Genomic DNA, 20,046 nt, shown 5'->3' with positions numbered 1-20,046 from the left:
GCGTCTTCGTTTCCCTGGTCAGTCGCCTGTGGGGACCGCAGATTCCTGTCGGCTTCACGTCACGTAGACCGTCTATCAAGGGCAGGGCACGCGTTGCACGTGCCTTCCGATTGCTGCCGCCGCCGCGGCCCACCCGATTGCCGAGGTCCCGATGTCGCACCCGCTCACGTCCGCTGTTCGTCCGGCCGCGCTGCTGCGCCGCAATCACCCGATGGCTTGGGCCATTGCGGTGGCGTTGGGCTCTGTCGTTGCTCCGGCCAGCCAGGCGCAGCAGGCATTCAGCCCTGCATGGTTCGCCGATCGCGGTGCGGCCCAGGGGGCAGCGGCACAGAGCGGGCGCATGCCCAATGGCGTGCCGATCCAGTTCCAGCTGCCGGCACAGCAGCAGGACGCGGCGCGGCAGAAGCTGCAGCAATCGATCGACAACCTCGGCACCGCAGCGCAGGCGATCGCCCTGCAGCAGCGCCTGCAGGAGCAGGCCCGGCAGGTGCGCCGCGACGGTGGCTTGGTGATCGCCGACGGCCTGGGCAAGGACGGCCTGAAGGCGGACGAGAACCCACTCACGCGCGGCTGGATCAACGCGCGTGAAGCCATCCAGTCGCAAGGGGCCGATGGCCGGGTCCAGGTCAGCATCGAGCAGACCGCGGACAAGGCGATCCTCAACTGGGAGACTTTCAACGTGGGCGGCAATACCACGCTGAACTTCCTGCAGAACCCCGACTGGGCGGTGCTGAACCGGGTCAATGATCCCAACGCCCGGCCCAGCCAGATCCTCGGCCAGCTCAAGGCCAGTGGCACGGTGTTCGTGGCCAACCGCAACGGCGTGGTGTTCGGCAACAACAGCCAGGTCAACGTGCGCAATCTGGTCGCGGCGGCAACACGCATCAGTGATGCGCAGTTCCGCGACAACGGCCTGTACAGCGCCGATGCCAGCACGGCCTCACTGACCGATGCCTTCGGCAAGGTGATGGTCGAGCAGGGCGCGCGCATCAGTACCCACGAGCCCACCACCGCCACCCGTGGCGGCGGCTACGTGCTGCTGGCTGGCCACAGCGTGGAGAACGCTGGCCAGATCGAGACCCGCAAGGGCCAGGCCCAGCTGGCGGCCGGTGACAGTTTCGTGATCCGGCGCGGCGTGGGCACCGCGCAGAACACCGCCTCCACTACCCGAGGCAACGAAGTCGCGCCGCGTTTCATTGCCGACAGCAGTGCCGGCAGCGTGCGCAACAGCGGCCTGATCCAGGCGCGCGAAGGCGATATCACCCTGGCCGGGCGCGCGGTCGAGCAGGCGGGCGTGGCGGTGGCCACGACCACCTTGAATCAGCGCGGCACCGTGCATCTGCTGAACTCGGCCTCCGATACGAAGGGCAGCGTCACCCTGGCGACGGGCTCCACGACCGCGGTGCTGATCGAGGACGATGGCAAGAGCACGGTGCTGAACAGCCAGCGCGACGCCGTGATCAAGGAATCGGCTGAACAGGACGCGCTGCGCGGCAGGAGCAACAGCGGTACCTTCGACAACCTGTCGCGGCTGCAGGACCGTCGGGACCAGTCGCGTATCGAGGTTGTCTCCGGTGGCGACGTGGATTTCCAGGCCGGCTCGCTGGCGGTGGCGACCGGCGGCCAGGTGATCGCGGACGCGGCGCGGCGCAGCTATGTCGGCGATGGCGCCCGCGTCGATGTCTCCGGCGCGGTGGGCGTGCAGGTGGCGATGGAAAGCAACAACGTCAAGGTGAAAGTGCAGGGCAACGAACTGCGCGATTCGCCGGACAACCGTGACAGCGGCAAGCTGATCAGCAGCGAGGTCTGGATCGATCGTCGCCTGCTGACCCACATGGCCGCGGGAACGGGAGGCCATGAAGGCGAGCGCTGGTATGCCGGTGGCGGGCTGCTGGAGGTGGGTGGCTACCTCGACAACCAGGGCCATTCAATCGGCGAATGGGCGGCCCAGGGTGGCACCGTGCAGCTGGCAGGCAAGGACGTGGTCAGCCACGCTGGTTCGCGCATCAACCTGGCCGGCGGCAGCCTGGACGTGCAGTCCGGCGCCATCCAGCAGAGCTGGTTGCGCGGGCGCGACGGGCAGCTGTATCGCCTTGATGATGCGCCGGCGGAGATGCTCTACGACGGTCTGTACAAGGGCTTCGAGGTCAAGCAGGAACGCTGGGGTGTCACCGAGTCATTCCGCAACCCGCTCATTGCTCCCGACCAGCGCGTGGACAATGGCTACACGGTCGGCCGTGATGCGGGCCGGCTGCTGGTGTCGGCACCCACGGCCGTGCTGGACGGCCAGGTCGATACCCAGACCTTCCAGGGCGCGCAGCAGGTGCGTCGCCCCGATCAGGCGCTGGACGGCTACGCGCAGGCGCAGACTGCCGTGGCGCGCAACGCGCAGCTGTGGGTGGGACGCTATGACAGCACCGGCCGCACTGGCCTGTTCGACTCGCAGATCCGTGTGGGTACGCCAGCGGCGACCGCGACCGACTGGACACTGCAGGCGCCGATCGACGAGGCACGCCGCAACACGGTGTGGCTGGATGGTTCGCGCCTGAGCGCACAGCAATGGGGCCGGCTCGACCTGGCGACGTCGGCAACCGTGGATCTGCAGGGCATGCTGCAGTTGCAGGACGGCGGCCAGCTTGCCTTGCTCGGCAGCCAGGTGAACTTCGCTGGCGACGTGCGCATCGCCGGTGGCCAGGTGCGCGCAGGCAACCTGCTGGATGTGCTGGCAACGACGACGGCACTATTGGTCCAAGGCCGCAGCGCGGTGCGGATCGGCGAAGGCGTACGTATCGACGTGGGCGGGGGCTGGAGCAATGCCCTCACCCAGCCCGGCGAAGGTGCGCGTCAGGCGTGGATCGACGGCGGCAGCGTAGAGCTTCAGAACAGCCACGACGTGGTGCTGGGTGACGGCGCCGCCATCCTGGCCGACGCCGGCGGCTTGATCGACGCCAAGGGCAAGGGGCAGATCGGCAAGGGCGGCAGTGCAAGCCTGACGGCCAGCAGCGCGAAGGTCAGCGCTGATGGCAGTGGCCGGGTCGTACTTGGCGAGGGTAGCCACTTCAGTGGCCGTGGCGGCAGTGGTCGTGGCAGTTTCAGTCTCGCCAGCGGCGGACGCGTGCAGATCGGCGAGGGTGGGGCGGATGATGCGGCGCTGAAGCTGCAGGCCTCGTTGTTCAGCAGTGGCTTCGGAAGCTACGACATCAATGGCCATCAGGGCCTGACCGTCGCCGATGGCACTCAGCTGGTGGTGGCGGCACCCGGGTTGCGCATGACCGATGCGGCGCGCCGGGCCGGCAGTGCCGCAGAGGCACTGGAGGCCTGGGATGCGCCGCTGTACACAGCCGACCCGATCAGCGGGCGGGTCAGCCAGCGCGCAGGTGCCAGTGTGACCCTGCGTTCGGGCCGCAATGCCGAGGGCGGTGATGTGCAGATCGGCAAAGGCGCGCTGGTCGCGGTCGATCCGGGCCAGTCCGTCGCGTTGCTGGGCAACAGCAGCATCGACGTGCGGGGTACCGTTCGTGCGCTGGGTGGACGCATCACCTTGAACGAGGCATTCACCCCGATCGGGTTGTACGCCGGCCAGCCCAATGGACGCACCTGGCGGATTGCCGAAGGCGCCGAGCTGGATGTGCGCGGTACGTCCGTTGCATTGGCCGACGCCCGCGGGCGGCTGCAGGGCAAGGTGCAGGGCGGCGGCCGCATCGAGATCGGTGGCCCGTTGGACTGGGAGGCCGCCAATGCCGTCATGCGCGCGCCCGATGCGTTCGTGGTGGTGGAGCAGGGTGCACGCCTGCGGGCCGCAGGTGCGTCGACCACGTTGGACGTAGAGGGACAAGGCCGCACGCAGGTCGACAGTGACGGTGGCAGCATCGTGCTGCGCTCGGCCAATGGCCTGTACCTGGACGGCGTGATGGACGCCAGCGCCGGTGGCAAGGGCGCCAGTGGCGGCACCCTGGGGGTCGCCTTCGTCGGCGGGGTCTACGGCGAGAACGCCGACAAGGACAAGAAGGACCTGCTGGCCAGTCGTGCGATCCTGCTCAGCCAGCGGACGGCAGAAGGGAACGGGCAGGGTGGGCGGCTCGAGTACGGGCATGCGCCGCTGTCCGTGCAGCAGATCCAGGCCGGTGGTTTCGAACACCTGTCGCTGCTGGGTGATATCCGTGCCAGCGGCGATGTCGACCTGCGCATGGGGCAGAGCCTGCGCCTGCACGGCATCCAGGCCAACGCGCTGGGCCTGCTGCCTGATGCGGCGCAGGGCAGCCGCGTGTCACTGGCAGCACCGTATCTGCGCCTGGCGCAGGGCACCGGCCCACAGGTGAGTGCCGACAGATTGTCGTTGCCCGGGGTGGCGGCGATGGCCATCGGCCGAGGGCACGCGCTCTCCGTGCAGGCGGACCTGCTCGATATCCGTGACGTGAACTGGTTGGCCGGTTTCGATCAGGCCAGCCTGCACAGCAGCGGCGATATCCGCTTCCTGGCGCCCGGTGCCGTGCGCGCGCAGGAATCGTCGGTGCTGGTGCCGGGCTCGATGGATGTGCACGCGGCACGCCTGTATCCCACGCTGCGTGCCAACGGACGGCTGATGGCCGGCGCGTCGGCCACCGACCTTGGTACGCGCCTCTCTGGCTGGGTCAACCCGGATGCGGTGCTACGCATCAGCAACAGTGGCGGCGCCGCACTGCCACCGCCGGACTCGGCCTTCGGCAGCCTTGCCCTGCTGGGCGCAACAGTGCAACAGGGAGGCACCGTGCAGGCGCCCTGGGGCCAGATCCTGATCGGCGGCAGCCAGTCGGGCCGGAGCAGTGCCGGCCGGGTGGAGTTGCTGCCGGGCAGTGTGACCTCGATCAGCGGTGCGGGCCTGAGCCTGCCGTTTGGCGGCACGGTCGACGGTGTCACCTGGCGCTTCAGTGGCGCCGATTTCGACCTGTCGGGGCCCGGCGGCATCAGCAATCCGATTGGCGTCACGATCACCGCCAACGTGGTCGATGCTGCACCGGGCAGTGTGCTGGATGTTTCCGGCGGCGGTGAACTGAATGGTGGCGCCTTCGTTGCCGGCCGTGGTGGTTCGGTGGATGTGCTGCGTGCGGCGCTCGCCGATGCCAATCCACGCTATGGCTTCAGCCAATCGGGCAGCGCCGTGTACGCGATCATGCCGGGCCGGGCACAGGTACCGGCACCAGCGGGCATGGCCGATGGCACGGCCGACCCCCGCATCGGTCAACAGATCACGGTGCCGGCCGGCGTGCCGGGCCTTCCGGCCGGGACCTACACCCTGCTTCCGGCCAGCTATGCGCTGCAGTCAGGCGCGTTCCGGGTGGAAGTGGGCGCGACCGGCGCGACTGGCGTGGGCCAGCCGCTGTCGACGGGAACCGGTTCCTGGCGGCTGTCCGGGCATCAGGGCCAGGGCCTGGGGGGGAGTACCTCGCCACTGCTGACCGACATGGTGGTGACCCCGGCCGAGGTGGTACGGCGCCACTCGGGCTACAACGAAACCAGCTACAACGCCTTCGTACAGGGAACGGCGGAACGGCGCGGCGAGCCGATGCGTTGGCGTCCGCTGGACGCCGGCAATGTCAATCTTGTGCTGGGTGACGGCGCGGGACGCACCGGCACGGCGGCCGTCGCGTTCGCCGGGCTTGCACGGTTCAATCCCGGTAGCGCGCAGGGCCGCGACGGCATCCTGTCGGTCAACCTGACCACTGCGATAGGCAGGGACCTGGAAGTCATCGGAAAGGACGGCGCGGCAGCCACCGGCCCTGGCGCGACCATCACCGATGCAGCACTGAATGCGTTCCGTCCTGCCACGTTGCTGATCGGTGGCAGTTTCAGCCGCGCCGCTCTGGCGAGCAGCTCGATTACCGGCAATGCAAGGAGTGTGGTGCTGCGCTCGGGTGTGACGCTGGCCGCGCAGGAGGTGCTGGTTTCTGCTGCGTTCGGGGGCAGCGGCATCCTGCTGGAACAGGGCGCGTCGATCGACACTCTGTCCGCAGCGACGGTGTCGCGGGCGGGCGAAACGGTCGAGCCTTACTTCGCCCGAGGTGGTCTGCTGGCGGTCTCCAATCGGCGCCTGAACGTTGTTACCACGTCAGACTCTTCATCGGCAGGACCGGTTGCGATCGACCTGGGAGGTTGCCAGCAGGACTGCACCGGTCAGGCTCGTCTGGTGTCCGATGGCAGCATCACCATCGCCACCGATGGCGCGCTGAACATCCGCGACGGCGTGAGCTATGGCACGCGGCAACTCGGCCTGGGCATGTCTGCGCTGAACCTGGGCACGGCCGAGGCCATCGCTGCGGCAGCTGCGACGGGTGGCCTGCCGCAGGGCATGACCATGAACCAGCAGGTGCTGCAGCAGCTGCTGCGCGGCAATACGGCGATCGGCGCGCCGGCGATGGATACGCTCAGCCTGTCCGCCCGCGATTCCATCAATGTGTTCGGCAGCGTCGATCTGGATACGCGCGATGCGGTCACCGGGCGCAGCAGCCTGCGCAGCCTGGTGCTGGGTGCACCGGCCATTCATGGCTATGGCAGCGCGGATGATCGTGCGCGCATCTTCGCCGACACGCTGGTGTGGGACGGTACCCTGGCGGTCGACCAGGTGCCGGGCAGCAGCCAGGCACAGGGGCCGGGCGAGGCCATGGTGGGCCGCCTCGGCAGCGGCCAGCTGGACATGGTCACCCGCACGCTGACCCTGGGGCGCGCGCCGTTCACCCGCCCGAGTTCCGAAGTGGCTGCCGACCGCCAGGTACTTGGCTTTGCCGGGGTGAACCTGAGCGCCTCCGAGCGCATGGTGTTTTCCGCCAAGGGCAGCCTGGATGTCTACCAGTCGCAGGGTGGCTACGTCACCGGGCAGGGCTGGCAGTACAGCGGCGGCGCGCTGGATATCAACACCCCGCTGTTGACCGGCGATGCGGCCGCGCGCCTGGCCGTGCACAGTGGCGGAACGCTGCGCGTGCAGGGTGCGGGTGCAACCCCGGGCAGCGATGCGCTGGGCGCGGAGCTGAGTCTGAAGGCCGACCGGATCGTACTGGACAGCCGCATTGCGCTGGCGTCCGGACGGCTGGACGCCGTGGCGCAGAACGGGTTGATGCTGGGCGCCAATGCGCTGCTGGACCTGGCTGGGCGCAGGGTCAGCCTGTTCGACGTGGACAAGTACAGCTGGGGTGGCGACGTACTGCTGTCTTCGGCCGCCGGTGACATCCACACCGACGCGGCCTCGCGCATCGACCTGTCTGCACGGGACAACCGTGGTGGTCGCCTGACAGTGACGGCGCTGGGCGAGCTGGGCGGCCGCGTCGACCTGGCCGGCAGCGTGCTGGGCAGCGCCAGTGGCCGATACGATGCGGGTGGCACGATGGTGCCGTTCGACGCTGGCGAGGCGGTCATCCGCGCGCGCCAGCTGCAGGATTTCACCGGCCTCAACATGCGCCTGACTGCAGGTGGCGTCACCGGTGGCCGTACCTTCCAGCTTGCCGAAGGCGATCTGCGGGTGGGCGATGAAGTGAAGGCGCGCAATGTCGACATCAGTGTCGATCGTGGCAGCCTGCGGGTGGATGGCCGTATAGACGCCAGTGGCGAACAGGTGGGCAGCATCCGTCTCTCCGCACGGGATGGGCTGCGGGTGGACGGAACGCTGGACGCACATGGCAGCGGCCTGCGCGTGGACAGCTACGGCAAGATCATCGACAGCCCGAACCGGGCGATGATCGAACTGACCTCCACGCAGGGTGAACTGGTGCTGGGCAACGCGGCAGGCATGGATCTGCGTGCGGGAAGCGGCGTAGCGCTGGGCAAGGCGGCCGGCCAGAACGATGGGCGTGCGCGCGGCACGATCAAGCTCAACGTGCCGCGGGTCGGAGGCGACGATGCGGCCATCAATGTGGCGGCCGGCGTGCGCATTGCCGGTGCGGGGGATATCCAGGTCAACGGCTTCCGCACTTACGACAACGCGCCGCAGACCAGCGCACCGGATGTCCATGGCTACCGTCCGCAGATGATCAACCAGCGCTGGCTGGATACCGTGGTCGATCCGGACAGCAGCGCGTGGTTCAACGCCGCATTCGCCAACACGGACCTGCAGCAGCGCATCGCCGCGCTGGGCGAGCATCACCTGCGCCCGGGCGTGCAGGTCGTCGCCCGCAAGGGCGCCGACAATCCACGCGGCGACCTGGTCGTGGCCGGTGACATCGACCTGTCTGGCTATCGCTATGGGCCGCAGTCCAACCGGAATGATCCGGCACGACGTGGCTTCGGCGAGTCTGCGGCGCTGGTGCTGCGTGCCGAGGGCGACATAAACGTCTACGGCAGCATCAATGACGGTTTCGCGCCGCCGCCTGCGAATCCGGACGAAAGTGGCTGGGTCCTGGTGCAGGGCCGCAGCCTCAACTCGGCGAACACGGCATTCGGCGGCGACCTGGTGGTGCCGGGCGAAGGTGTGCAGCTGCAGCCGGGCACCGAGTTCCAGCAGGGTGCCCGTCTCAACTATGACCTGCCGTTCCGCGCCATCAGCCTGCCGGCAGGCACGGTGCTGCCGGCGGCGATGGTGCTGTCCGGCGAACTGCTGCTGCCTGCAGGGACCGTGCTGGGTGCGGCAGTCATCCACGGCGGCCAGGTGATTGCGGCGGGTACGGTGCTGGCGCAACCGATCACCCTGGGGACCGGAGACCAGCTGGGTGCGGGCTTCCGCCTGCGCAGCGAGGCGCCGATGGCGGCGCAGCTCTGGCCGGCCAACGTTCCGCTGCCGGCAAGACTGACCCTCGCCACTGCCCTGAACCTGCGCGCCGGGTCGCTCATTCCCACGATGACCAAGGTGGTGCTGGCCGGGGGGGAGCCGGTCAAACTGCGGCCGGCGGACGCCGCGGGCAACCAGGGGCGCAACTGGGCATTGGCATCGATGCTGCCGGAGGGCACCACCTCATGGGACCTGACCGCAGTGGCAGGTGCCGACGCTGACGCGGCCGATCCACGCACGCGGCGCTGGGGTGGTGAGGGCAGCATCGTGCTGGCCGACAGCCACTACGCCACGATCGGTACGGCTACCACGACGACCGAATGGAAGGGCGACCGCGTAGTCTCGGTGGACGGGTCGATGGATTGGGCTGGCGATGACAGCCTGGTGGGCAAGCCGGCCAAGGAGGTGGCCGAATTCTTCGGCATGAGCGAGGACGATTTCTGCGCCGCTGGTCCCTACTGTGGTCCCGCGCCGCGTCTGGTCGACAAGCAGGGGTCGATGGACTTCTGGGGTGACGAGACCTATGTGGGGACGTCGGCCAAGGATTTCGCCGAGATGATGGGCATGACCGAGGAGGCGTTCTGCGCCACCGTCGGCTACTGTTATGGCGGCGGCACGCTGACCGAAGTGACCACCTATGGCAAGCGCCTGGGCACACCGGCCTGGAGTGTTCTGCGTACCGGCAAGGGCGATCTGGAACTGTTGGCCGCGCGGGACGTGCACATGCGCTCTGCGTTCGGTGTCTACACCGCCGGTGCGCCCACCGCGCTCGGCGACGGCAAGGACGCGGCGTTCAACCCGGGCCGCTCGGCGGCGCCCGGCAGTGCCTCGTTGCTGGGCCCGAATCTGGTCCCCGGCGCCTATGATGCCGCGCTGGCGAACTACCAGGCCTGGTATCCCGATCATGGTGGCAACCTTCGCATCGAAGCGGGCAGCGACATCATCGGCGACGTGTGGAGTGCGCGCGCGGAATCGGGAACGCCGGACCGCGACCCGGCCGACCATGCCAGTGCCGCAGTCGGCAACTGGTTGTGGCGGCAGGGTACGTCCGCTGCGGCCGGCGTACAGCCGACGGCAACCAGCTGGTGGATCAATTTCGGCACCTACAGCGCGGTGCAGGGGGGGCCGAACAAGTCGCCACGCATGGTTGGCTTCACCGGCTTCGGCACGCTGGGCGGTGGCAACCTGGCGATCGAGGCGGGGCGCGATGCCGGTGTGCGTGATCCGATGGGCAATGCCCTGGGCTTCTTCGCGGCGCCACATTCCAGTGCGGTGGTGGCGGCGGTCGGCTCTACGGGGCGGGTCAGTGACGGCGAGTTGCACCTCACTGGTGGTGGCGACCTGAGCGTGCGCACAGGAGGGGCATTGAATCCGGGCCTGCGTGCCAGCAGCTTGCAGCCGAGCGACTACCAGCAGGACCTGGATCTGAACGGTGCGCTGGTCAACCTGCGTGGCAGTGCCCGGGTGGATGCGGCGCGCATCGGCGGACTCACTGCCACCCTGAACAGCTATTCCTCGCTGGAACCGTACAAGGTCAGCTCCGCGGTTGCGATGGGTGGGCCGGTGGTCCTGCTGGGCGATGCCACCGCGCAGTTGCAGGCGCGTGGTGATCTGGTGCTGGGCGGGGCGGCCGATCCGGGTCGTGTACCGGTGGCCAATTACACCGATATGCTGCTGGACAATGGGCGACATGCGTCCGGTACCAGCTGGTTCTCGCTGTGGACGGCCAATACTGCTCTGGACCTGTTCTCGGCAGGGGGAGGCCTGGCGCCTTCGCTGGCCGGGACGATGCACTTCACCGGAAGCAACCTGAGGGCGGAACAGGTCAGGGTGACCGGTGCCATGGACCGGCTGAACTACTGGCTGTATCCGTCCCGCTTCAGCGCCGTCGCGGCCAGTGGTGACATTTCGCTGCCGCGGCTGGAAGGCGTTCAGGAGACCGACAGGACCACCCAGGACGTGCTGCTGCTGGCCCCCTCGGCCAGTGGCCGCCTCGACATTCTGGCTGGCGGGTCGATCTTCTCCACCAAGCATGGCCTGCAGGTCACCCGATCGGGTGCCGACGTGCGCCTGCCGGGCCCCTTCGATCCGGCGTTCATCGCAATGGATGCGTCGGGTGCGACGGTGCGGAGCAACGTGTCGGTCGATGCGACCGGTGCTTCGGTGCAGGCATCACTGCCCCTGTTCGCCTTCGGGCCCAACACGCCGCTGGCGGGTAGCCTGGTGTGGCAGCCGACGGCAATCAGCCGCTTCTATGCGGCTGCAGGGGACATCAGCTCCCTGACGGTGGGCAGCCAGCGCACGTTGGACCTTTCTTCGGCGGGTGCTGGGCGCTCGGTGGTCAACTGGTACGAAGCCGGCGCGCCGGTGCAGCTGCGCGCCGGTCGCGATGTGCTCGAATCGGACGTCACATCGCTCAATACCACCGGCACCGACATCAGCATGATCAGCGCTGGCCGCGATATCGTCCGCAGCAGCATGACCGTGGCCGGCCCGGGCAACGCCGAGGTCAGTGCGGGCCGCCAGTTGCGGCAGGAAGAGGCCGGCAGCATCGTCAGCCTGGGCGGCATCGTGCAGGGTGACACCCGCCCGGGCGCGAGCATCGCGTTGACCGCCGGCAACCAGCACATCGACTTCGATGCAGTGCGGACGCGCTACCTGGATCCGGCCAACCAGGCCGATCCGGAGCAGTCGCTGGCCTCGCAGCCGGGCAAGGCGGTGAAGATCTACGACAAGGAACTGAAGCAGTGGCTGCAGCAGCGCTTCGGCAGCACGGCCGAGGGTGCCGAGGTGTTGGCCCTGTTCGACGCGCTGCCGAAGGAACAGCAACGCATCTTCCTGCGCCAGGTCTACTACGCCGAACTGCGAGAGGGTGGCCGCGAGTACACCGATGCGCAGGGGCCGCGGTTCGGCTCGTACCTTCGCGGGCGTGAGGCCATCGCCACGCTGATGCCGGACAAGGACGCCAACGGGGCCACCATCGACCGTACCGGCGATATCGTGATGTACGGTGGTTCCGGTGTGCGCACCGAAGCTGGCGGCAACATCGAACTGATGGCACCGGGTGGACGGATCGTTGTAGGCGTTCAGGGCGTGGTGCCACCGGCCAGCGCCGGCCTGGTCACCCAGGGGCAGGGCGACGTCCGCTTGTTCAGCCAGGACAGCGTGCTGCTGGGCTTGTCGCGGGTGATGACCACCTTTGGTGGTGACATCCTGGCGTGGTCGGAGCAGGGCGACATCAATGCTGGCCGCGGTTCGCGCACCAGCCTGCTGTACACGCCGCCGCGCCGCCTGTACGACACCTGGGGCAATGTGATCCTTTCGCCGCAGGCACCGGCCAGCGGTGCGGGTATCGCGACATTGAACCCGATCGCCGAGGTGCCGCCGGGCGACGTCGATCTGGTTGCTCCGCTGGGTACCATCGATGCCGGCGAGGCTGGCATCCGGGTGTCGGGCAACATCAATCTGGCCGCGCTGCAGGTGCTCAATGCCGCCAACATCCAGGTGCAGGGCGAAAGCAAGGGCCTGCCGGTCCTGGCCACCGTCAATGTCAACGCGCTGGCTTCGGCCAGTGCGGCGGCCAGCAGCGCCAGCCAGGCGGCACAGGATGTGATGCGCAAGAGCCAGGACGATGCACGGCGCAACCAGCCATCGGTGATCAGCGTGCAGATCCTCGGTTTCGGCAGTGGCACCAGCAGCATCGCGCCACCGGCGCGTGGCGACACCGCCAACAGCGGCTACGACGCCAACAGTGCCTTCCAGTTCCCGCAGGCGAGCCGCGACGGGGGCAAGCAGCGCCGGTAGGCCTCTTGCAGCCGTGCCGAGCAACGGTCGGCACCCACCGTAGATCCACGCCATGCGTGGATGCGATCGGGCGGGAAGAACGAACAGCATCGGGCCAGCCGCCACGGAACGGTGGCGGCCCCAGCCAGGACGGCACGGAGGGCAGGGAGCGGCCATCAGCGGTGAGGATCACCGACACGGCGCCGCCGGGTGCAGGAGAGCGCCCGGCGGCAGGAGGGGGCGCCGGGTCATGCCAACGCGCCCCGGCAGGTGCCGACCCTGGTCGGCAGTAGATCCACGCCATGCGTGGATGTGGTGCCACGAACGATGCCTAAAGCTCCAGCACCTGCCGGTAACTCAAGGGCCCGCGCCCATCGCGCAACCCCAGCCGCAGCTCAAGTCCGGTGGCCGGCAGCACGTCGTCGTCGCTGGGCAACACCGCCCACCCGGCACCCGGCTGCCACGCCCGCACGTCGAACCGCTGCACATCGCGCGCAACCGCAATTCCCTTCGACAGATCCGGCGCCGGCAGCGGATACCGGTCCGTGGCCGCACCACTGGCCCGCCACAGCGTATTGCCTTGCCGCCACCAGCGAACCCGTTGCCAGCGCAGGCCATCACTGCCCACGTTGCGGGTGATCTCCAGCGCGAAGCTTCCATCCGTATGCCGTTCGCTCACCAGTGAAGGGGGGAGCAGGCGCTGAGGCTGGTCCGCGGGGCGTACTGCGCCATTCATCAGCGCGTCGTCGGCACGCATCTCGATATCGCGCTGGAACTGCTGCAGCACGCGCAGTGCTGTCGTGGCTTCTGCATCGGCCTGGCGCAGGCGCTGATCGCTGCTGGCCACGCTGTCGAGCGCCCGCCAGCAGATCAGTGCCAGTACGCCCATGATGGTGATCGCGATCATCACCTCGATCAGGGTGAAGCCGTGCGCGGCACGCTTCACGGCACCGCCGTCCAAGGCAGCTGCATCCGCGCCAGTGACTGCCGCGGCGCGTCCTCGGCAACCACGCTCAGTTCCAGCTGTGGCTGCCCGTCGTTGCCTGTGCCCAGATGCTGAAGCACCAGGAAGCTGCTGCGCCCCTGCACGCAGCGCTGCCGCGCATCCTGCGGTGCCTGTCCGCTCAGGCGCAGTTCCTGCCATCGGTCCTGCGCACACATCAATGCCAGGCGGCGATCCCGCAGCCGCGACTGATCGTCGGTCGCCACCGCCACCGAGCGCATCACCGCCGCCAGTGCAATCGACACGATCGCCAGCGCGATGAGCACTTCGATCAGGGTGAAACCGCGTGCCGCCTGCTTCATTGCACGACCTGCAACTGTCCGCTGCCATCATCACGAAGACGCAGTTTGCGGCCATCCAGCGACAATCCAAGCTCCCAGGCGATACCGATCCACTCCGGGCTCAGCTCGATGGGGTTGGCGGGCTGCACCGCGATGCCCGTTGCCTGCCACTTCTGCGGACGTAGCAGATCATCGCGTTCAACGGCCACCCAGCGGTTGCCCTCGAGGCGGCTGAAACGATAGCCGTTGGCGTCGGCCTGCCAACGCAGGGTGCGACCATCGATGCGCGCCTCATCGCGCGCCACCTGCAGGCGCTGCGCCAACCGCTCGGCTTCCTGTCGCAGCTGCCGGCTCGGGTCGAGCAGGCTGCCCAGGCCCAGCCCGATCCCGGCCGTGCAGATGCCGATGATCACCAGCACCACCATCAGTTCCAGCAGGGTGAAACCACGCGGCACGCGCTGCATCGACGTTGCCTCCTGTCCGGGTCGATACCTGCCAGCGTAGGCCTGCATGATGAAACAAAAGCGTCAGCCACAGCTGCTAGCGTAGGCGGACACGAACGTGGCGGTGGTGCGGAACATGGATGGCAGGCGCTGGGATCGCAATCGAATGTTGACCCTGCTGGCGGCGACGCTGCTGCTGGCCGTGGTGACCTACTGGGGTGTCACCCTGTCTGCGGTGGCGCCAGCGGCCGCGGCCAGCGAGGCGAAAGCCGAGGCGCCGGTACGGCCGATGTTCGATGCAGTGGCCAGCCTGCCGCTGGTACGGCTGCTGTCCCCCGGGGCGGTGCAGACCGAGGTGGTGGTGCTCGGTGTACTGGCCGGTGAACACGCGCCGCTGGCGTTGCTGTCGGTAGACGGCCGGCCCGCGGAGGCGTATGCGCCAGGCCAACGCCTCGGACCCTGCACGGTGCTGGCCAGCATCAGTGCCAGTGCGGTGGAACTGAACCAGGCCGGGCAATCGCGCAGCCTGCCGGTGCCCGAGCTGCCACCGGTGCCGACCGATGGCATCGTGCCGGCTGCCCCGTAGAGCCGCGCCGACGCTCGGCTGCATCTGGAAGAACAGTCGAGCATGACTCGACGCTATGGAATCCTGCCGAGCGCGGGCTCGGCTCTACGGTCGCGCAGGCTCATCGCGCCGGTCGCTGCGGTACCACCGAACGACCAAAGGCATCGCCCATGCGCTGTCGCGTGCCTTCCAGGTTGTACTGCATCAGCTGGTTGCCCGGTTGCCGCATCAGCCGTTCGGCCTCCGGCAATGCCGGTGACTTCGCCGCTTTCGATGCCGGCGCCAACTTGCGCTGCAGGCAGTCCCAGGCCGGAATGCGCTCGCCATTGACCTGTACTTCGATGCAGGGCGCGGCGTCCTCCTGTTTCTTCGCCTCGTCGGCACGAACCGGGAACAACGCCAGTAGTGGCGCAAGCGCGAGGGCGGCGCGCAGGCCCGCCCGCAAGGATTCACGCATCTTGAATCTCCCGCAGCAATCGACGTTCTGCAATGAAGACGTGTGGCGAAGGCAGGGTCCGCCTGCTGGCGTTGCGGCGCTGTCAAAAGATGACAGTGCTGTCACAAAACTGTTGGCGGCTTTGACGCGACGTACACGTCCTGTTGGTAGACCCACGCGCCGCTCCCTGGCCATTCCCTTCGATACGACGCGATGCCTTCGATGACTCCTGTTCCGTGCCGAGCCGTCTGCCTTCCGCTGCGCCTGCATCCGCTGGTGCTGGCCCTGGTGGCGCTGCCGCTGCCGCTGTTCGCGCAGGAGGCGGCGCCTGCGCCCAGCGTGAACATCAATGAATACATCGTGCGCGGCAACACCGTGCTCGATCCGCGCCAGATCGAACGCGCGGTGGAGCCCTTCCTGGGCCCGGGCAAGACCCTGGCCGATGTCGAGAAGGCACGCGATGCTGTCAATGCGCTGTACCAGCAGGCCGGCTACCAGTCGGTCTACGTCGAGCTGCCCGAGCAGCAGGTCAGTGGTGGCGTGGTGCTGCTGAAGGTGCAGCAGACGCCGATCGGACAGCTGCGGGTCGTGGGCACGAAGCACGAATCGCCCGAACGCATCCGCGAACGCGTGCCGGCACTTGCCGAGGGCAAGGTGCCGGACTTCGACCAGGCGCAGAAGGAACTGACCGCGCTGAATGAGGGCGGACGACGCCAGGTCATGCCGCTGGTGCGGGAGGGTCAGGTGCCGGGCACCATGGATGTGGACCTGCAGGTCGAAGAGAAGTCGCCGTGGCGTGCCAGCGCGTCACTCAACAACGACCACAGCGCCGACACCGAGAAGCTGCGCCTGAGTGCATCGCTGGCCTACGACAACCTGTGGAAGCGCGGGCACAGCGCCAACATCGGCGTGTACCTGGCGCCCGAAGATACAAAGCAGGCCAAGGTGTTCTCGGCCTCGTACACGATGCCGTTCGAAGGCACGCCGTGGAGCCTGGAAGCCTCCGGCTACAAGTCCGACAGCCGTGTGCTGAACGCGGGCGGGCAGGGCGGCGCCGGCAGCGGCACCAACGTGATCGGCAACGGCCATTCGATCGGCGTCAAGCTGAATTATCGCGTGGCCGGCAGCAGCCAATGGTGGCGCCAGTTCAGCCTCGGTGTGGATTTCAAGGACACCGAGGAGGACACCTGGATGGGCAAGGACAACCTGAAGACGCCGCTGAAGTACGCGCCGATCACGCTGGCCTTCGTCGGTGTGCGCCAGGGCGAGCAGGATCAGTTGAGCATCAACACCCAGCTGGTGGCCGGTACCCGTCGGCTGTTCGGCTATGGCAGTGATGCCATCGGGTTCGGGCAGAAGCGCTACTGGGCAGACCCCAGTTTCGTCGCGTTCAAGGCCGACGTGGCCAACACCCACACCTTTGGCAATGACTGGCAGTGGTATGCGCGTGGCTCGCTGCAGCTGACCGATGCGCCGCTGGTGTCGGCCGAGCAGTTCGCCGCCGGTGGCATGTATACCGTGCGCGGCTATCTGTCGGCCGAAGCGATCGGCGACTACGGCGGCCTGGCCAGCCTGGAATGGCGCACCCCGGCATGGTCGCTGTGGAGCGGCACCGACCTGCGTGTCTACAGCTTTGCCGACGCAGCCTACCTGCGCCTGCGTCAGCCGCTGCCCGAGCAGCGTGACAAGTACAACCTGGCCTCGGTCGGCCTGGGCGCGCAGCTGCGCCTGGGCGAACACCTGCAACTGCGCCTGGACTACGCCTGGCCCTATGCCGATGGCCCGGTCACGCGCAAGGACGACCCGCGCCTGCACTTCAACATCAGCACCAGTTACTGACCCTTCCCTTGAACATGCGTTCTCCGGAGACCCTTCGCATGGACCGTTTGCTTTCCCGAATGTTGTTGCTGCTGGCCGCGCTGGTTGCGCTGCCGGCCGCTGCGGCCGATGCCAATTGGTGGCAGGCCGAATGGAAGTACCGCAAGCCGATCACCGTCGATGCCGGCCCGCAGGGCGCGGGCCTGGCCGGTGACCCGGGCCGCACGCCGCTGCTGCTGCGCCTGCATACCGGCAACTTCGGTTTCGACGGTACCCAGGACGCGGGCAACGACCTGCGCTTTGTCTCGGGTGATGGTCGCACCGTGCTGGCCCACCAGATCGAACAGTTTGATCCCAAGCTTGGCCTCGCGCTGGTCTGGGTGGACCTGCCGGCGGTCAGCGCTGCGGCACCGCAGATGATCTGGATGTACTACGGCAACGAAAAGGCCCCGGCCACCGGCAACGGCCAGCAGGTGTTCGATCCAGACTACACGCTGGTCTACCACTTCGCCGAGGCCAATGCGCCGGCACGCGACACCACCGCCTATGGCAACAACGCCGGTGCCGTGGCACCGCCGTCTGAAGGTTCGGTGATCGGCCGCGGCGTTCAGTTGGGTGCAGGCCCGCTGCCGCTGCCGGCCAGTGCATCGCTTGCACAGGAAGCGGGCACGCCGCTCACCGTTTCGGCCTGGATCAAGCCGGGCAGCAACAACGCTGCGCAGGCGATCTATGCGCGTCGTGACGGTGCGTCCGAACTGGTGCTGGGCATCGAGAACCGGGTGCCGTTCGTCCAGCTCAATGGCCAGCGCAGCACGCCGGCGCAGCCGATTCCGGAAGGGCAGTGGGCGCACGTTGCACTGACTGCAGAGAAGGGCGCGTTGCGGCTGTACCTCAATGGGCGCGTAGTTGCCCAGCTGAGCGGCGAGCTGCCGGCGCTGACCACCGCCCCGGTGGTGGGCGCCGATGCGCCGGGCGCGGTGCAGCCGCTCGCCAATTTCGAGGGCGCGCTGGACGAGCTGCGTATCTCGCGCGTGGCACGACCGGCGGCACTGTTGCTGGCCGATGCCACCGCCCAGGGCGCCGACTCGCGCCTGATCAGCTACGGCGCTGACGAGCAATCCGCCGGGCAGAGCCACTTCGCCTTCATCCTCAAGGCGATGCCGTTCGACGCCTGGGTGGTGGTCGCCATCCTCGGCCTGATGATGCTGCTGTCGTGGGCGATCATGATTGCCAAGGGGCGGCACTTCGGCCGTACCAGCAAGGCCAATGCAGTGTTCACCGAGAGCTTCGGCAAGCTGTCCGGTGTGCCGCTGCGCACCCTGTCCGACATGGACCGCCAGGGCAAGGCACCCAGCGCGATGCACGACGGTTCGCTGTGGCGCATCTACCAGGTGGCGATCGATGAAATGCAGCAGCGCCACCAGCGCGACGGCAATAGTGGTTATCTCAGTGGCGCCACCATTGCGGCGATCCGCGCTTCGATGGATGCGGTGATGGTGCGCGAGCAGGAAGCGATGGCGCGGCGGATGAACTGGCTGTCGACCACCATCGAAGGCGCGCCGTACGTGGGCCTGTTCGGTACCGTGATCGGCATCATGCTGGTGTTCGTGGTGGCGGCGATGGCTGGCGCGGTGGACATCAACTCGGTGGCGCCGGGCATGGCCGCGGCGCTGCTGTGTACCGCAGCCGGCCTCGGCGTCGCGATCCCGGCGCTGTTCGGCTACAACTACCTGGGCGCACGCGCCGAAGCGATCGGCGCCGACATGGCCGTGTTCATCGACGAGTTCGCTGCGCGCCTGGCCGAAGAGCAGGACGGGCGCGGCCCGGCCGCGGTCCAGGGCTGAGGGGCGCGCCATGGGCCAGAAGGCGAAGTTCGGCATCAAGAAGCGCGAGAAGGGCATCAACGTGACGCCCTTCGTCGACGTGCTGCTGGTGGTGCTGGTGATCTTCATCCTGACCAGCAACGCCTCCATCCCCGGCATCGAGGTCAATCTGCCGAAGGCCAGCAACAGCGTCGCGCTGGAGAAGCCGAAGACCAAGGCGATCACCATCGACCCCAGTGGACAGGTGTTCCTGGATGCCTACCCGGTGACGATGGCCGAACTGGAAGACCGCCTGCGCACCGAGCGCGCGACCACGCCGGATTTCCCGGTGATCGTGCGTGGTGATGCGCAGGTGCAGTACGCCCGCGTGGTCGAGGTACTGGACCTGCTGCGGCGGCTGGAGCTGGCCCAGGTCGGCCTGGTCACCGGCAAGGCGCAGGGCTGAGGCATGACGGCCCATCAACCCCCTCGGCCGGAGCCCGGCATGCGCGGTCGCCCGTTGCTGGTGACCGTCGCGCTGGTGCTGGCCGCGTTGCTGGTGCTCGGCATCGCCGTGTGGTGGATGCTGTTCAAGGACACTGCCAGCACCCGTCGGCCGGTGGTGCAGCCGCCGATGCTGGCACTGCCGCCGCCCCCTCCGCCGCCACCGCCGCCGCCGGAGAAGCCGCCGGAACCGGAAACACCGCCTGAAGAGACGATGCCCGAACCGGAGCCGCTGGATCAGCCGACGCCGGCCGAAGAGCCGACGCCGACGCCGGACAATGCCGATCCGGTGACGATGAACGCCGATGCGCAGGCCGGTGGTGACAACTTCGGTATCCAGTCCGGCAGTGGTGGAGGTTCGTCCGGCGTTGGCCGTGGTGGCGCCGGCAATGCCACCTATGGGCGCTACCTCGGCTACCTGATGCAGCAGGCGATCTCGCGCGACGACAAGGTCAAGCGCCTGGCGTTCCAGCTGCAGGTGAATGTGTGGCTGTCCAACGATGGCCGCCTGGAAAAGGTCGAGCTGGTGCGCGGCAGTGGCAACGAGGAGGCCGACGCGGCCGTGCTCGATGCATTGCGTCGCATCGGCAAGGTCGACCAGGCACCGCCGCCGTCGCTCGATTTTCCCGCTCGCGTGCTGATCCAGGGCCGCCGGCCCGGGGCCTGATTCCCGACCTCCG

Annotated in this window: 10 protein-coding genes; 6 read left to right on the top strand and 4 right to left on the bottom strand. The window is 68.0% G+C overall.

Annotated features, from left to right (window positions below; genetic code table 11):
* Positions 1–151 precede the first annotated feature (151 nt).
* Positions 152–12,535, top strand: coding sequence for a filamentous haemagglutinin family protein (locus ACZK4H_RS12135; RefSeq protein WP_099603969.1), 12,384 nt, complete (start codon positions 152–154; stop codon positions 12,533–12,535).
* Between the two features lie 310 nt (positions 12,536–12,845).
* On the opposite strand, the gene ACZK4H_RS12130 is transcribed toward ACZK4H_RS12135, so the two are convergent.
* The 3 genes from ACZK4H_RS12130 to gspH are packed head-to-tail and all read right to left on the bottom strand — an operon-like array spanning position 12,846 to position 14,262.
* Positions 12,846–13,460, bottom strand: a complete 615-nt coding sequence (locus tag ACZK4H_RS12130; protein ID WP_099553516.1) for a prepilin-type N-terminal cleavage/methylation domain-containing protein — start codon at positions 13,458–13,460, stop codon at positions 12,846–12,848.
* Positions 13,457–13,819, bottom strand: a complete 363-nt coding sequence (gspI, locus tag ACZK4H_RS12125; RefSeq protein ID WP_099553495.1) for a type II secretion system minor pseudopilin GspI — start codon at positions 13,817–13,819, stop codon at positions 13,457–13,459. Before gspI ends, ACZK4H_RS12130 begins: the two co-directional genes overlap by 4 nt.
* The gene (gspH, locus tag ACZK4H_RS12120; RefSeq protein ID WP_099553497.1) at positions 13,816–14,262 is read right to left on the bottom strand and encodes a type II secretion system minor pseudopilin GspH; all 447 of its coding nucleotides are present in this window, start codon (positions 14,260–14,262) and stop codon (positions 13,816–13,818) included. Before gspH ends, gspI begins: the two co-directional genes overlap by 4 nt.
* 115 nt (positions 14,263–14,377) lie before the next feature.
* Here gspH and ACZK4H_RS12115 point away from each other — a divergent pair, with 115 nt between their 5' ends.
* Positions 14,378–14,827, top strand: coding sequence for a general secretion pathway protein (locus ACZK4H_RS12115; protein WP_099553518.1), 450 nt, complete (start codon positions 14,378–14,380; stop codon positions 14,825–14,827).
* 100 nt (positions 14,828–14,927) lie between these two features.
* On the opposite strand, the gene ACZK4H_RS12110 is transcribed toward ACZK4H_RS12115, so the two are convergent.
* Positions 14,928–15,263: a hypothetical protein gene (locus ACZK4H_RS12110; RefSeq protein ID WP_099553499.1), complete on the bottom strand. Its 336-nt coding sequence runs from the start codon at positions 15,261–15,263 to the stop codon at positions 14,928–14,930.
* A gap of 201 nt (positions 15,264–15,464) precedes the next feature.
* Here ACZK4H_RS12110 and ACZK4H_RS12105 point away from each other — a divergent pair, with 201 nt between their 5' ends.
* Genes ACZK4H_RS12105 through tolA form a run of 4 tightly spaced genes read left to right on the top strand, consistent with a single transcriptional unit; the run spans position 15,465 to position 20,033 of the window.
* Positions 15,465–17,081, top strand: coding sequence for a ShlB/FhaC/HecB family hemolysin secretion/activation protein (locus ACZK4H_RS12105; RefSeq protein ID WP_099553501.1), 1,617 nt, complete (start codon positions 15,465–15,467; stop codon positions 17,079–17,081).
* A gap of 38 nt (positions 17,082–17,119) precedes the next feature.
* Complete coding sequence (locus ACZK4H_RS12100) at positions 17,120–18,904, top strand: DUF2341 domain-containing protein (protein ID WP_099553503.1); 1,785 nt, start codon at positions 17,120–17,122, stop codon at positions 18,902–18,904.
* 10 nt (positions 18,905–18,914) lie between these two features.
* Complete coding sequence (locus tag ACZK4H_RS12095; protein ID WP_005409874.1) at positions 18,915–19,328, top strand: ExbD/TolR family protein; 414 nt, start codon at positions 18,915–18,917, stop codon at positions 19,326–19,328.
* A 39-nt stretch (positions 19,329–19,367) separates the two neighbouring features.
* Positions 19,368–20,033 (top strand): cell envelope integrity protein TolA, encoded by a 666-nt coding sequence (gene tolA, locus ACZK4H_RS12090; RefSeq protein ID WP_099603968.1) that lies wholly within the window; start codon positions 19,368–19,370, stop codon positions 20,031–20,033.
* The last annotated feature ends 13 nt before the right edge of the window (positions 20,034–20,046 follow it).

It is taken from the genome of Stenotrophomonas sp. 78350_Sma (assembly GCF_056482105.1).
Note: the sequence above shows the minus strand (reverse complement) of the source record. Positions and strands in the feature narration are given on the sequence as shown.

Coding starts and splice junctions, on each gene's coding strand:
- ACZK4H_RS12135 (WP_099603969.1), top strand. CDS start 152: ATGTCGCACCCGCTCACGTCCGCTGTTCGTCCGGCCGCGCTGCTGCGC.
- gspI (WP_099553495.1), bottom strand. CDS start 13,819: ATGAAGCAGGCGGCACGCGGTTTCACCCTGATCGAAGTGCTCATCGCG.
- gspH (WP_099553497.1), bottom strand. CDS start 14,262: ATGCAGCGCGTGCCGCGTGGTTTCACCCTGCTGGAACTGATGGTGGTG.
- ACZK4H_RS12115 (WP_099553518.1), top strand. CDS start 14,378: ATGGATGGCAGGCGCTGGGATCGCAATCGAATGTTGACCCTGCTGGCG.
- ACZK4H_RS12110 (WP_099553499.1), bottom strand. CDS start 15,263: ATGCGTGAATCCTTGCGGGCGGGCCTGCGCGCCGCCCTCGCGCTTGCG.
- ACZK4H_RS12105 (WP_099553501.1), top strand. CDS start 15,465: ATGACTCCTGTTCCGTGCCGAGCCGTCTGCCTTCCGCTGCGCCTGCAT.
- ACZK4H_RS12100 (WP_099553503.1), top strand. CDS start 17,120: ATGGACCGTTTGCTTTCCCGAATGTTGTTGCTGCTGGCCGCGCTGGTT.
- ACZK4H_RS12095 (WP_005409874.1), top strand. CDS start 18,915: ATGGGCCAGAAGGCGAAGTTCGGCATCAAGAAGCGCGAGAAGGGCATC.
- tolA (WP_099603968.1), top strand. CDS start 19,368: ATGCGCGGTCGCCCGTTGCTGGTGACCGTCGCGCTGGTGCTGGCCGCG.